This is a genomic window from Pedobacter sp. AW31-3R (assembly GCF_052180285.1).
In the GTDB taxonomy this organism is placed as follows: domain Bacteria; phylum Bacteroidota; class Bacteroidia; order Sphingobacteriales; family Sphingobacteriaceae; genus Pedobacter.
In genome coordinates, this window is record NZ_CP197475.1 from 2,061,861 (window position 1) to 2,076,273 (window position 14,413).

9 protein-coding genes are annotated in these 14,413 nt (G+C 42.3%); 8 read left to right on the forward strand and 1 reads right to left on the reverse strand.

The genetic code is table 11. The features are described from left to right. Position 1 precedes the first annotated feature (1 nt). The gene (locus tag ACSBL2_RS08355; RefSeq protein ID WP_442591230.1) at positions 2–2,302 is read right to left on the reverse strand and encodes a TonB-dependent receptor; all 2,301 of its coding nucleotides are present in this window, start codon (positions 2,300–2,302) and stop codon (positions 2–4) included. Positions 2,303–3,558: 1,256 nt separating this feature from the next. Here ACSBL2_RS08355 and ACSBL2_RS08360 point away from each other — a divergent pair. The 8 genes from ACSBL2_RS08360 to ACSBL2_RS08395 all read left to right on the forward strand — a co-directional run bounded on the left by ACSBL2_RS08360 (position 3,559) and on the right by ACSBL2_RS08395 (position 14,397). Beyond that, a complete protein-coding gene (locus ACSBL2_RS08360; RefSeq protein ID WP_442591231.1) occupies positions 3,559–4,155 on the forward strand; it encodes an RNA polymerase sigma factor in 597 nt (198 codons plus the stop codon). Positions 4,156–4,216: 61 nt separating this feature from the next. After that, positions 4,217–5,446, forward strand: coding sequence for a FecR family protein (locus tag ACSBL2_RS08365; protein ID WP_442591232.1), 1,230 nt, complete (start codon positions 4,217–4,219; stop codon positions 5,444–5,446). A 5-nt stretch (positions 5,447–5,451) separates the two neighbouring features. Then, positions 5,452–6,372: a peroxiredoxin family protein gene (locus ACSBL2_RS08370; protein ID WP_442591233.1), complete on the forward strand. Its 921-nt coding sequence runs from the start codon at positions 5,452–5,454 to the stop codon at positions 6,370–6,372. A gap of 254 nt (positions 6,373–6,626) precedes the next feature. Then, complete coding sequence (locus tag ACSBL2_RS08375; protein WP_442591234.1) at positions 6,627–10,187, forward strand: SusC/RagA family TonB-linked outer membrane protein; 3,561 nt, start codon at positions 6,627–6,629, stop codon at positions 10,185–10,187. A gap of 20 nt (positions 10,188–10,207) precedes the next feature. Next, positions 10,208–11,695, forward strand: coding sequence for a RagB/SusD family nutrient uptake outer membrane protein (locus tag ACSBL2_RS08380; protein WP_442591235.1), 1,488 nt, complete (start codon positions 10,208–10,210; stop codon positions 11,693–11,695). Positions 11,696–11,882: 187 nt separating this feature from the next. Then, positions 11,883–12,395 carry a TlpA family protein disulfide reductase gene (locus ACSBL2_RS08385; RefSeq protein ID WP_442591236.1) on the forward strand — a complete coding sequence of 171 codons (513 nt, stop codon included), beginning with the start codon at positions 11,883–11,885 and terminating at the stop codon, positions 12,393–12,395. A 200-nt stretch (positions 12,396–12,595) separates the two neighbouring features. Continuing rightward, the gene (locus ACSBL2_RS08390) at positions 12,596–13,315 is read left to right on the forward strand and encodes a DUF4369 domain-containing protein (protein ID WP_442591237.1); all 720 of its coding nucleotides are present in this window, start codon (positions 12,596–12,598) and stop codon (positions 13,313–13,315) included. Further along, on the forward strand, positions 13,312–14,397 hold the full coding sequence (locus ACSBL2_RS08395) for a redoxin domain-containing protein (RefSeq protein ID WP_442591238.1): 1,086 nt from the start codon (positions 13,312–13,314) through the stop codon (positions 14,395–14,397). Before ACSBL2_RS08390 ends, ACSBL2_RS08395 begins: the two co-directional genes overlap by 4 nt. Positions 14,398–14,413: the final 16 nt, after the last annotated feature.

Consider the following 14,413-nt stretch of genomic DNA (forward strand, 5'->3'; position numbering starts at 1 on the left):
CTTAAAATTTGAAATTATAGGTTACAGAAGGTATCCAGCGGAAGAGTGTGGTTTGTTTAACCACTGTTTTATTGGGATCTGTCTCACTGTCTTCGAATGTCAGCGTATAAGGGTTCTCCCGGCCATATACATTGTACAGGCTGAAGTTCCAGGATACTTCCCTGCCCCGTTTGTTTGTTTTGGTGTAGGTCGCAGCGAGGTCCATGCGGTGATAAGCAGCCATTCTGTCCCCATTGCGGTCGGTATAAACGAAGATACTTTGTCCCCCAACCTGGTATTTACCTTTCGGCAGGGTGACGGCATTACCGGTGCCATATATCCATAATCCGGATAGCGACCATTTCGCTGAAAGATCATACACCCCAACCAGGGAGATGTCATGGGTACGGTCCTGTCTGGCATTGTACCATTTGTTGTTATTGATGCCATCTATCTTTCTTTCCGTTTTCGCCAGGGTATACCCAATCCAGCCGGTAAGCCTGCCCTGGGTTTTCTTGACCAGGAACTCTGCTCCGTAGGCTCTTCCCTTGCCAAAAAGAAGTTCACTCTCCACATCCCTTGACGTGCTGATATCTGCCCCATCCTTGTAATCGATCTGATTTTTCAGGTTTTTGTAGTATACCTCCACGCTGGTCTGGTACTTACTATTGTTGAAATTCCTGGCGTATCCCAGGCTGAACTGGTCACTAACCTCTGGTTTGATGTTATAGCTATCGCCAAACCACTGGTCGGTCGGGGAGGTGCTCGTGCTGTTGCTGAGCAAATGCAAGTGCTGTGAATTGCGTGCAAACCCGCCTTTGATACTGCTCACATCGCTGATCAGGTAATTAAACTGCAGCCGCGGTTCCAAATTGAAATAGGTCTTGCCGATTTTTCCTGAATCCAGCACGACACTATCGGTCTGGATCCCTTTGTTAAAGAAACGGTACGTATCCCCTCCCAGGATCGAATAGGCGGACAAGCGGATGCCGTGATCAAGCGTCAGTTTGTCGGTTATCTTCCATGTGCTGTTCACAAAGCCGGCATTTTCGTAGGAAGAGCGGCCCTTCTTGTCTGCTGGCACCGTTGCACCTCTGGTCACCCTGGTCGGAACCAGGTTGTGACGGATCGCGTTAAAACCGAATTTAACGGTATGGTTTGTCGTGCGGAACCAGGTCATCTCTTCTTTCAAGTTGAAATCCTGGATCTTGGAATTCAGGCGGGTCTGGCTGTTACTCGCCCCGAAATTCATCTTATAATTGTAATCACTGTAGATAAAGGAGGCATTGGAGAACAATTTGGGGCCGAACTCAGAGGACCAGCGCAAGGTGGCTGTTTTATTTCCCCAGTCGACCGCCATTGATTTGCCTATGCCTAACACGTCCTTTCCAAGATAACCGGAGAAGAAGATCCTGTTCTTTTCATTGATCTGGTAATTTGCTTTTGCATTGATATCGTAGAAGTATAGGGTGTTCTCTTTATTGTCTTCTGAAAGTTTCAGGAAGAGGTCAACATAGGTTCTTCTTGCGGAGACAATAAACGAACCACGGTCCTTGGCAATTGGTCCTTCAAAGCTTGCCCTGCTACTGATCAGGCCAATCCCCGCACTTCCATTATACTTCTGGTTGTTCCCGTCTTTCATTTTCACATCCAGCACGGATGACAGGCGGCCACCATATTGTGCGGGGCTGTTCCCTTTCAGGATGGTGACATCCTTTAAGGCATCACTATTGAATGTACTGAAGAAACCCAGCAGATGGGATGCGTTATATACGGGGGCTTCATCCAGCAGGATCAGGTTCTGGTCGGCTGCACCTCCGCGAACAAAGAAACCTGCACTGCCTTCACCGGCGGATTTGATACCGGGCAAAAGTTGTGCGGTCTTGATGATGTCCTTCTCCCCGAAGATCACCGGTATTTTGGCGACACTGGCGGGGGTCAGCTTTTCCAAACCAATTCGCGCTTCCCGTATGTTATCGTCGTTTTTTTTCGCGATGATGCCTACTTCGTTAAGTGAGGTAGAATTGTTATCCATTGAATGATTCAGCTTTATATTAGCGGTCAGGTTAAGCTGTACCGTATCGTTCTGATAACCGATCATACGAAATACCAGTCTATGCTTTCCGGCAGGCAACGTGAGTGAATAAAATCCGTAAGCATTTGTAGCCGTTCCGGTTCCGGTTCCCAGTACAGAGGCGGTTGCCCCTATAATGGTTTCCCCATTTTTCTTATCGGTGACCGTACCATTCACCGTGAAACGGGATTGAGCGAATGATATCGTCGTGCTGAATAATAAAAGGATGTTTAATGTGATTTTGTACATGATCGTGGATTAGTGTTTTTGATTGATGTCCCCTGGTCTGATCGCATTGAGTAATTGATGGTCAACAGAACAAAGGTGTGGTCAAAAGCTATCCGGTAGAAATTTTTGAGATGAATGAAAGGAGTTCTGCGAAGAACGTAAGCATTTTGAGGAAAGAAGGAAGGGGATGTCGGCTTAAAAGAGCATAAAGCAGAAGTTTTAACAGTTGTGACCAACACAGCTATGTTTTAAAGGTTCGGGTTTACCAATACCCTGAGATGCCGTCGCTTTAATTGAGTTTAAAAATGGCGATTCTGTGGGATCACTGCTTTTCCGCTTCTAAATGCTACCAAGAGCGTATCAACGTAGGGATTTGGTCGTCATGAAGCCATGTCTAAGCCGTTGTGAACCAATGGTGTTACTATAGTTGACAAGGTGCTGACAAGGTGTTGACAAGATGCTGGCAAGGTGCTGACAGGGTATTTGCCCTTGTCAACACCTTGTCAGCATCTAATCAGCTCCTTTTTAAACATCGTTTCACTATATATTTACTTTTGCTTTACTATTGTTTTATTACGATCAGTGTACGACCTTGCTTATCACATGGTTACTTAAAAAATGAGATCTTATGGTAATATGATCATAAGGGTTCAATGGAGGAACGAGCGGGGGGTAGCTATTTGCGTTGAAAGGTTGTGTTTTATTCTGATAGGCTTTGAGTTGTGCGTCGCTTATTTCATTGTATTGCGTCAGAATTTTCTTTGTCTGGGTTTTGTCAAAACCACTGATAGCAGCAGGATTTATTGCCGCCGCGTAAAAAGGCATTGCATTGATTATAACATAGGTGATCGCTTTAGGAGGGAAGGTAACTGTTAACGCACTGATTAGATTACTAAATATCTGCTTAATCAGAGCAATTGCTGAGCATTCCAGCTGAATATGGAAAAAGGCTCCCGGATTGAGTTAATGTAATGGCAGTACATTTAATCTCAAAGTTGTCCCGGGATCTCGAGAGAATTACAGTAAACGGGTGATGATGGAACTGAAAAGTTGATGATTATGCAAAAAAGCCTTGGAGGAAACCTAAGAATTCTTTGTGTAATTACTTATATCCACATTAAATTGTTTGTTAAAACCTGCGGAAATATAGGAAAGTATAGTAAATCCTGTCATATGGGGTATTTTCTGGAGCAATGCATGTGGTATTGCCAGATTTAATCAATATTTTGCCGTCGATTTCGGTAATTTTATTGAGGCATTTGCACAATAACTAATAAATGAAAAAAGCAAGGGAAGAAGAATTAAATTGGATGCAAGAGTTATATGAAGGGAATGAAAAGGCACTTGCTCATTTTTTTAAGCTCCACAGTAAGTCACTTGCCTATTTCACCACCCGGATGCTTGAGGATAAAGCAGAAGCTGATGATATTGTGTCAAAATGTTTTCTTAAACTCTGGCAGAAGCACAAAGATTTCAAGACCGTACAAAATATCAAGGCCTTTCTGTATATCAGTTGTCGCAATGCCTGCCTGGATTATCTGGCCAGCCTAAAAGTTAGGACTGCTGCACAGGAAAAATATATCATATATCTTCAGCAGGGAGAGGAAACTATCCTGTATGATGTCGTTCAGGCAGAGGTGCTGGATATGGTCAATAAAGAGATTGAGGAACTGCCCGATAAAATGAAGGTGGTATTTAAAATGCTTTACATTGAAGGAAAAAGTACAAATGAAATTGCTGCTGAACTGGGGCTGTCTATACAAACAGTACGCAATCAAAAAATAAAAGCCGTAGCTATCATTAAAAATTCTTTGCTAAAAAAAGGTGTTTCCAATGCACTGCAGCTGGCCTTTTTGTTTTTTATTCACAAATAAAAAAAATATTTCAATTTCATATGGTTGCTTTAGGCAGTCATCCCGTTTCTATATCAATAACATGAACAAGTGTGAATTGAATAAAATGGACGAAATGTTAGAACAGGAATTTTATATATCCACATTGATCACCGCATCGCTTAATGGATCCTTGGATCCTGCAGGAGATGAGGAGCTACAGGCCTGGAAAAAATCCTCTCCGGAAAACCTGGAGTTTTACGATCGGTTGATCGCTCAGGAATATTTTATGCAGGAGTTTAAAAATTTCAATGAGGTTGAAACCGACACTATATGGGAGCTGACAAGTTCAGGGCTTAAAGGGAGCCTGACCACCGAAGCCCCTCTGGCTGCTGTAAGCCCCATCAAACTTTGGTTCCGTATTGCAGGATTAGTTGCAGCGGTAACCACACTTGCCCTGTGCATTTATTTCTTTAGTGGGATTCGCCGTGCTGATCACTCTACAATTGATTATGCGAAACAGTATCCATATATTAAACCTGGTCGTAACGGTGCAACGATAACGCTGGGCAATGGTAAGGTGATTAAGTTAAGCGACCTTCAGACAGGTGTAGTCATAGGAAACAATCGCCTGGCTTATGCGGACGGAAGCACTGTCAATGCAGAAGCGGAAAGCAAGCTAAAAGATGAAATGCTGACGGCCACAACTGCAAAAGGACAGACCTATATATTTACATTGCCTGATGGTACTAAAGTTTGGCTAAATGCAGATTCAAAAATTTCATTTGCCCAATTCTTTACCAACAAAACACGTAAAGTATTCCTGGAAGGTGAAGCTTACTTCGAGGTGGCGAAAGATAAACTTCACCCTTTTGTGGTCATGGGTAAAGAGCAGCAAATAGAGGTTTTGGGCACACATTTTAACGTAAATAGCTATAAAGACGAGCCTGGAATTGCAACAACATTGCTGGAAGGTTCGGTGAAGATAAAGGTTGGGGATGAGCAAAAAATTATCAGGCCCGGAGAACAGGCAATCAATAGATTTGGCAGGATCGACGTGCGGGAAGCTGATCTATCCAGTGTCCTCGACTGGAAGAATGGCGATTTCTATTTAAATCATGTAGAATTTAAAACGGCGATGAGAAAAATTGCAAGATGGTATGACATGGAAGTCATCTACGATGCATCTGTCCCGGATAACATGGAGTTGGGTGGATGGGTTTCCAGAAGTTACCAGCTTTCTACGGTACTTAAATCGGTAGAATCTGCTGTATCAGTGACTTTCAGGGTAGAAGGACGTAAAATTTTTGTGTTGAGAAAGCTTAATGATTAGAAAAAATGAAACGATGTATATTATTAATAGCCATGTGCCAGCTGGCTTTTTCGACCCTTGCTCAGCAGCATCCGGTTTCCTGGGAATTCAGCAGTAAGCAGACTGGACCATTAACGTATGAGCTGAAATTTCGTGCCGAGGTGAAAGAGCCTTATCATATCTATCCTCAGGGACAAGGTGGCGGTATGGGGATGCCTACAGAATTTCTGTTTGATCCTAATGAGAATGTGGAGTGGAGTAGTGAACTCCTGGAAAAAGGCTATGAACAGAAGGAGGGAGAGCATTTATCCCACTATTCAAAAGGGGTGACATTTACACAGACCGTCAAATTAAGGTCTGAAAAGGAAACCATACTGGCATTTACGATAAAGTATATGGCCTGTACCAATCAAATGTGCCTTCCTCCAGCTAAGAAACGGTTTACTTTGGACTTAGCGAGTCAGGATAAGGATGCTGTAGCAGTTAAAAATGACGATTCTTCTGATTTATCCGGTAAGCAGCAAATCTCTTTTAAGTATGAAGATTTTATGATGCCTGATGTGGAAGGTAAGGTCATCTCTTCTAAAGACATTACCTCAGCAAATAAATATACTTTCATCGACTTTTGGGCAAGCTGGTGTTCGCCATGCAGATCGCAGGGGCGCGGGTTGATTCCGATGTATAACAATTATAAGCCGAAAGGTTTTGGTGTAATCGCCATTTCTTTAGATACTGATGCCAATGCATGGAAGAAAGCAATCCAGGCGGATGGCTATACCTGGGCAAATTTGAGTGACCTGAAAGGTTTTGGATCTGCACTCAGTAAGCAATACCATATCACTGCTATTCCGAGAAATTTGCTAATCGATCAAAAAGGAAATATTGTTGCTATCGACTTACACGGAAAAGAACTGGAAGCGAAACTCGCCGAATTATTTAAGATTTAATTGAAAATGAGATAATCAACCGATTGTGAACCTAACCCAAACAACCATGCAGAAAAATCTACTATAAAAACTAAAAAAGCCCAGTCCCAACTGTGTTGGAACTGGAGCAGCTTGGAATTAATAAAATATCAACTACAGCAATCTATCCGTCGAAAGTAAGAATTGCTGCAATCAACCAAACCAGACAAATGTATAAAAATTCTAACAGATACGGGGGGACGTACCGGTCTCTCTGTTCTAAATTTATGCTGATTATGCGCTTAACCACCGTAATATTAATAGCATCCTTTTTCCAGGTCAGTGCATCAACCTTTGCCCAACAGATTACCCTCAACCGGAAAAATGCTTCCTTAGAGTCCCTTTTGATGGAGATCAGGAATCAAAGTCAGTATGATTTCCTTTATGATGGAAAAATAATTCCCAGGAACAGAATGGTTGATGTCAATGTGAAAAACGTGGATATCAATAAAGCGTTGAAAACGGTACTTGCCGGATTGCCCCTGACTTACAGCATTGAAGGCAAGATCATCAACATTAAAAAACAAAGTGATCCCTCACTTATGGACAGGATCATTTCTGAATTTGCAAATATTGACATCTCGGGAAAAGTCGTAGACGATAAAGGAAATCCTTTGGCCGGAGCTTCTGTATTTGTTCAGGGGGGGAGTAACAGGACTGCTACGAACCAATTTGGTGAATTTACACTGAAAAATGTGGACGATGCTGCAATTATCCTCATCGCCTATATGGGCTATGAGCCTGTGGAGATGACTGCTGCCAAGAATATGGGTACAATAAAGATGCTGCTTGCAAATACCGATCTGGAGGAAGTTGAGGTGAAGTTCAATACAGGGTATGAGAAAATATCCAGAGAACGGGCGGCAGGTTCATTCGCTAAACCTGATATGAAGGTGATGATGAACAGGACGAGCACTCCAAATGTTCTTCAACGGCTTGAAGGCCTGGTTCCCGGATTGCTGGTGAATGCCCAGGCAATAAACGGGACAAGTGCTGCCAATATGGAAGGTGGTCGTGCTGGATTACTGGTTCGTGGACAAAGTTCAATTCCTGATGCTACAGGGGTTACTGCGCGACTTACCTCTACTACACCGTTAATTGTGATCGATGGAATTGAGTTTAACGGGGACATTAGTCAGGTGAATATGCAGGATATAGAAGATATCACTGTTCTTAAGGATGCTACCTCTGCTTCCATCTGGGGGGCTAAGGCTGCAAATGGAGTAATTGTGATTACGACCAAAAAAGGTAAGGCAGGTGGTAAACTGAAGATTGACTATGACGGATATTATGCTTTCCAGGGCCGACCAAACCTGGATTATGTACAAAGGCTAAATTCACAGCAGTTTATCGCCGTTAACAGGGAATTGTTTCCACAGTATTTGGAATTCAACCAAAACTATGCTGCGGTTACACAAAATTTTGGCTCTCTGCCGCATCTACAAATTCAATACGACAGGGCCAGAAATTTAATTAGCCAGTCTCAGGCTGACTTTAAATTAGATAGTTTAGCAAATCTTTCTAATACCAGCCAGATTGCCGATCTTTTTGTTCGTGATGCAGCGAGCTTAAACCAAACGCTATCAATTTCAGGGGGAGGAGATGTACATACCTTTTACGGATCGTTTAATCACATCGGTACCCAAAATAATACCCCGGGATCAGAGAATAATCAGTATAAAATTAATTTGAATAACAATTTTATCCTGGGTAAGAGAATTACTGTTTCTGTGAATGCGGACCTGACAAACACCGTTACAAAAAACCGGAATACGTATAGTGCGGATCGCAATATCGTTCCTTATCAGCTATTTACAGATCCAAATGGCAATCCTTTGACCATTAATTATTTAAAGGGGATACCAACTGAGGATGGGAGCGTTGTACTTTCTGATTCCCTCAGAGCGATTTACCAGTCAAGAAGCAGGGTTGATTTAAATTATAATCCTATCCTTGAAAAAGAAAGCGCGTACAGTACTTCTAATGGATTATATGCCAGGTTAGTAGGCGCAGTGAAAGTAAATCTTCTTCAGGGGCTTGATTTTCAGGGTACTTATGGCTACAATATTGCCAATACCAATACCAGATCGGTGCGGAACCAGGACAATTATGAAATGAGAATGCAGGTCATGCAGTTCACACAGGCTGCGAATTCCACTGTGATTCCGGTATACAACATCCCGGCTATAGGGGGGAGGTTAAACGTGGGGACTACTGAATCAAAGGAATGGACTTTGCGAAATCAGTTGTTCTACAACCGGGACTGGGATAAACATCAGTTTTCCCTGATGGTAGGCCAGCAGGCTACCAGCAGTACACCTGTAACCACAACTGGTACCTATTATGGATGGGATGATCAGCTCCAGACTTCAAGACCGGTAGATCTGGCCAGATTGGCGGCTGGAATCAACGGCGCTATAGCAGGGACAGCCATACTTTCTGAGAATAATGTCGGCGGCGGTGAAGGACGTGTGGCAAGAACCACTTCTTATTATGCGAATTTAGGGTATACCTTCAATAGAAAGTATACATTGAACGGGACCTGGAGGATTGATGAGAGTAATTTATTCGGAAGGGATAAATCGGCACAAAACAGACCGGTATACAGTATCGGAGGTAAATGGGGTTTAGGCAGTGAAGATTTCATGCAATCCCTCCATTGGTTAAATAGACTGGATGTCCGCCTGACCTATGGTATTACGGGGAATGCACCATTTGCCGGAACAGCAGCGTCTTACGATATTTTAGCGGCAGACAATAATGTCAACTATGTGACTGGTGCCGGATTTATCCTGCAGTCTCCAGCAAACACCAAGCTCTCATGGGAAGGTACGAAAGTGTACAATGCAGGGATAGATTTTGCCATATTTAGAAACAGGTTGAGCGGATCTATTGACGCTTATCTTAAAAAGACCGAAGATTTGATCGGTCAGCTCTCTACTTCGCCTCTTACCGGTTATGACAATGTGGTTGGTAACTACGGAAATATGGAGAATAAAGGGATTGATATTGGTTTAACTTCTACCAATATCATGACCAGAAATTTTACCTGGAGCAGTGGTTTCACCTTTAGTTATAACAAAAATAAATTAACGAAGCTGCGGGAAAATATACCTACTACAGGCGAAGCTTTAGTGGGCACACAACGATTTGTTGGTTATCCCTTAGGAACCACTTTTGTTTACAATTACGGCGGTTTGAATTCGGTGGGTGATCCCCAGTTCAGGCGAGCCGATGGAAGTGTTACCGCTGAAACCAGTGTGGCTTTACCAGAAGATATCCTGTATATGGGAACGACACAACCTGTTTGGTCGGGCGGATTGCAGAATAGCTTTCAGTACAAATCTTTCGGATTAAGTGCGAATATTATTTATAATGGAGGTCATGTCATGAGCAGTAACCGGAATCCAACAACCAGGGACCAGGTACTTGGTGATAATAATTTACAATTGGGTTTCCTGGACCGCTGGAAAGTTGCGGGTGACGAAAACAGAACCGATATTCCAAGATATGTTGCCTCAGGAGAACTTGCCGGTGAACGTAATTTAAGTTATTACACCAGTTCACAGCAATTTATATTGAATGCATCGTATGTAAAGCTTAGGGACATTACACTCTCGTATAACCTGCCAGGCCTTGTGGCGAACAAAATTAATGCACAAGCCATCTCTTTTAGGTTCCAATTGAATAATCTGTTGTTATGGGCAGCCAATGATGAAGGAATGGATCCGGAATTTACGGGCTCTACCCGTAATGCACAAGGTACAATTAGTCTGGGAGCTCATATTACCTTTTAATTATTAATAAGTTGACGGATATGAAAATTTTTAAAAAATATATTTTAGGTTCAATGCTCTTCATGGCAATGTTGTCACAGGTTTCCTGTAAAAAGGAATTTCTGGAGGTGGTACCTAAAGGCCAAACGATTGCAGTGACAACTGCGGATTATGAAAAGATTCTGAACGCTAATTATCTTTCCACCAGTTTTAACGCCAGTGTATATAGGGGGGATGAAGTGGCCGGATTACAGCCCTATTTTAATTCTATGAGTGGTCTTCTTAATAGAAGGATGCAGCGTCTTTTTAGGTATGAAGACCGGGTTTATGACGCAGATCAGCTGCCTGACGAAATTACAGATGCAAATAATTACATCCGAAAGCTTTACCTTTTTAATAAGGTAATCAACGAGGTAATGGATTCGGAAGGTGGAACGGAAGCGCAAAAACTCGCATTATTGGCAGAAGCCAAAGCGGGTAGGGCCATCTGTAACTTTATGTTCCTGTCTGATTTCACCAAGCCTTATAATGCGGCTACTGCAGCTACAGACCCTGGTATTCCTAACCTTACTGTTGCAGATGTAACGCAAAAGGATTTTAAGCGGGAAACAATACAGCAGGGGTATGATCTGGTGCTTAAGGATTTAACAGATGCTTTGCCTGATTTGGATATGGTTACGCATCGCCGTAAAATTTCAAGGCTGGTAGCCGAATTCTATCTGGCAAGGGTTTATCTGGCCATGAATAACTACACTGCAGCAAGTACACATATAGATGCCGCTTTTCTGGAAGTTCCTAAGGCTGTCATACCGTTGGAGTTATACGACTATACGGTAGTACTTAATCCTGACGATCAGGAAGCTCCGGGTTCATGGTTCCCTGATAGTGGTTTTGGTCTTGATAATGAGCCGCTTGCTGCTAATAATACGGAGATTATTTATAATATCACAGCAGGTTGGTTCCAGTTTCAGGCTGTTGATGCATTTGTTTTCAGTCCTGGAACAGCCGATTTATATGATCCATCGGACAGACGCCTGAGTTTATATACACCTTTTGAAATTTTCTCAACTGAGCCTCATCCTAATGGGATGAGACGCAGAACATCTGGTTTTTTTACCGGGATAGATGTTGGCCCTTCTTTGCCCGATATGTATTTGATGCGTGCAGAATGTAGGGCCCGTGCCAATGATTTAACAGGTGCTATAGCTGATTTGACACTCCTGAGGGAAAAAAGAATTGCCGGAGCAGCTGCTGCGGTACCATCGACAGCTGCTTCAGGTCAGCAAGCTTTGGTGCGTTTCATTTTAGATGAGCGTATCCGTGAATTTGCCATCACGGGCTTGCGCTGGTTAGATATGCGTCGCCTTTCCCAGGATCCATTGTATAATGATCATGTGAATTATACACACACCATTTACGGTTCGAATGGGCAGGAAGCTACTACTTACCAACTTAAACCAGAACGATTTGCCTTGAAATTTGGAGAACGTATGCTGAATGAAAGCAATGGTTTAGAGGACAATCCATAACTATCTATTATTTATTCCTGAGAACTGCAATGCGGGTTGCAGTTCTCTTTTTCGAATTTTATTATGATCGCTTCATCACCTTTAAAAAACAATATAATCTAATGAAACCATCATAAGCTTACCGCTAACAAACAGTAATGAATAAGCTTATGATCGCTTCATCACCTTTAAAAAACAATATAATCTAATGAAAACAAAAATATTATTATCCTTAGCTGTGTTTTCGTTAACCAGCTATGTACATGCACAGTCAAAACTGAAAAAGGAAGCTGAAAAAAGTGTTTCTATAGGCGGCCTGCAAATTGGTACAAAAGCACCTGGCATACAAGCCGAAGAATGGCTTTCAGAAAAGCCGGACATGAAAGGGAAGTTTATAGCACTGGACTTTTGGGGAACAAGTTGCAAACCATGTATCTCAGGATTTCCACATGTGAATGAACTTCATCGTCAATATAAAGATCAGATTGCTTTCATTGCTGCAACAACTGATGAATCACCTGAAGAAACTTATGCTTTTAATGGCCCTGTAGTCGAATTTTCAAGCATAATGCAAAAGCCAAAAGTCTGGAAAGATTTTAATATTCAAGGTATTCCGCATATGATCATTATTGATCCCAAAGGCATTGTCCGTTTTTCAGGGAATGGGCATGATGTGACTGATCAGATGTTAAACGATATGATTGCCAAATACGGTAAATAACTAACTGATTTTTAGAAGCCATCATGCGCCTACTGCTTACAAACAGCAATGAATAAGCGCATGATAGCTTCATCACCGATAAAAAACAAATATTTACTAATGAAACCATCATGCGCCTACCGCTTACAAACAGCGATGAATAAGCGCAGGATAGCTTCATAACCGATAAAAAACAAATATTTACTAATGAAAAATATACAATGAAATACATCTTATTAAATGTCCTGATATTCTCCGCATTTTTTGTCAATGCACAGGAATTGGAGTTTACAGGAGAGCTTAGCGGCTTGCAAAAAAATACAAAAGTGATTTTAACTGACCTGAGGTCATTGAAATCTAACTCAACCGAAAAGAGATTTCACGATACGGCAGAGGTCAATGACGGAATGTTCAAATTTAAGACCAAGCTTCCGGGTGCCGGCATGTATTTGCTTCGTGTAGCGCTGATAGGACAAAATCCTGAACATCGTAAGTTTTATTTAGAAGCTGGAAAAGTACGCCTTCAAGGAAAGAGGGGCGAGCTGAATAAGGCTAGCCTGACCAGTGATGCGCCTTATATGAAAGATTATATCCGGTTTACCGGGATGATGGATGGTGAGGAGGTTTTTGCAAGAAAAAAAGCACTTACAGATACCTCGATGATGCGAATGGCAGAAACGGGTTCTTATGATGGTCTTTTTAATACCCCCGGTCTATTGGAAAAATTAATGAAAGTAGAGAAAGAAGCAACGGATAAATCCATGGAAATCGCTGCGAATTGGATCTCAGCACATCCCAACTCGGACATTAATGCTTATGTAATTTATACTTACCTGCGTGATAAAACGGGCGATAAGACTGTAAAACTAGGACTTTCCAAACTCTCTCCCGCAGCACGCAGGTCATTTCCAGGAAAAATATTAACAAATACACACAAATGAAAAAACTGATTATCCTAACAGCTGCAATATTGTTTGCTGTAACACTACATGCACAAACAAGTTATACCATTAAAGGGCAAATACCTGCTGCACACAAAGCTATGCGGGTAGTGATGTCTTATCCACCAGATGATAAAGGCGGAAAGTACAATGCAGACACTGCGAATATCACCAATGGGAAATTTGAATATAAAGGAGTTATCGGCAGACCGCAATTGGCGGAATTGAATTTAATTCTCCCAAAGCCGGCAGCAGGGGCTGGGCGTAGAAATGAATCTGATGAAGGTGGCGGAATGAAGAATGTCGCTTTATTTTACCTGGACGGCAAGGTTGATATCGCATTTGATACGGCGGGTATGGCTACTGTCGCCGGGGGTGGTCAAGAACAGTCAGGCTGGAAAGGCTATGAACAGATGGTAATGGCCAAAAACAAGGCGCTGAATGGTGCTCCAGCCTCGATGGAATTTTTTGAAGAGGTGGTTACGGACTATGTTAAGGCCAATCCGGATCTTTATGTCAGTGTTGATTTGATGGATATGTTCACACAAAGCAGCATACAGCCAAAACTCATTGAGCCAATGTACAATTCGCTGAGCAAAAGAATGCAAAACTCAGAAAAGGTTTTAGGCTGGAAACCAAAATTAGACGAGGCGAAGCTGGCAGTTTCAGGGAAAGTAACAGCGCCTGCTTTTACACTTAACGATACGGAAGGAAAGGCCATATCACTGGCATCTTACAGGGGTGGTTACGTACTGGTAGACTTCTGGGCAAGCTGGTGCGTGCCTTGCCGTGCAGAAAACCCAAATGTTCTGGCGGCTTATGAAAAATATAAAGACAAAAACTTTCAGATACTGGGCGTATCATTAGATGAAAAAAAAGACCTCTGGTTAAAAGCGATTGCGGAAGATAAACTTCCCTGGAAACAGGTATGTGATTTTAAAGCCGCTGAGAGTGAAGTGACAAAATCGTATAACATATCATCCATTCCAGCCAATGTCCTCATTGATCCCAATGGTAAGATTGTCGCTAAAGATTTAAGGGGTAAGGATTTACATGATAAGCTTGCCGAATTGATCAGGTAACAGATAACTATAAAAA

Coding starts and splice junctions, on each gene's coding strand:
- ACSBL2_RS08355 (WP_442591230.1), bottom strand. CDS start 2,302: ATGTACAAAATCACATTAAACATCCTTTTATTATTCAGCACGACGATA.
- ACSBL2_RS08360 (WP_442591231.1), top strand. CDS start 3,559: ATGAAAAAAGCAAGGGAAGAAGAATTAAATTGGATGCAAGAGTTATAT.
- ACSBL2_RS08365 (WP_442591232.1), top strand. CDS start 4,217: ATGAACAAGTGTGAATTGAATAAAATGGACGAAATGTTAGAACAGGAA.
- ACSBL2_RS08370 (WP_442591233.1), top strand. CDS start 5,452: ATGAAACGATGTATATTATTAATAGCCATGTGCCAGCTGGCTTTTTCG.
- ACSBL2_RS08375 (WP_442591234.1), top strand. CDS start 6,627: ATGCGCTTAACCACCGTAATATTAATAGCATCCTTTTTCCAGGTCAGT.
- ACSBL2_RS08380 (WP_442591235.1), top strand. CDS start 10,208: ATGAAAATTTTTAAAAAATATATTTTAGGTTCAATGCTCTTCATGGCA.
- ACSBL2_RS08385 (WP_442591236.1), top strand. CDS start 11,883: ATGAAAACAAAAATATTATTATCCTTAGCTGTGTTTTCGTTAACCAGC.
- ACSBL2_RS08390 (WP_442591237.1), top strand. CDS start 12,596: ATGAAATACATCTTATTAAATGTCCTGATATTCTCCGCATTTTTTGTC.
- ACSBL2_RS08395 (WP_442591238.1), top strand. CDS start 13,312: ATGAAAAAACTGATTATCCTAACAGCTGCAATATTGTTTGCTGTAACA.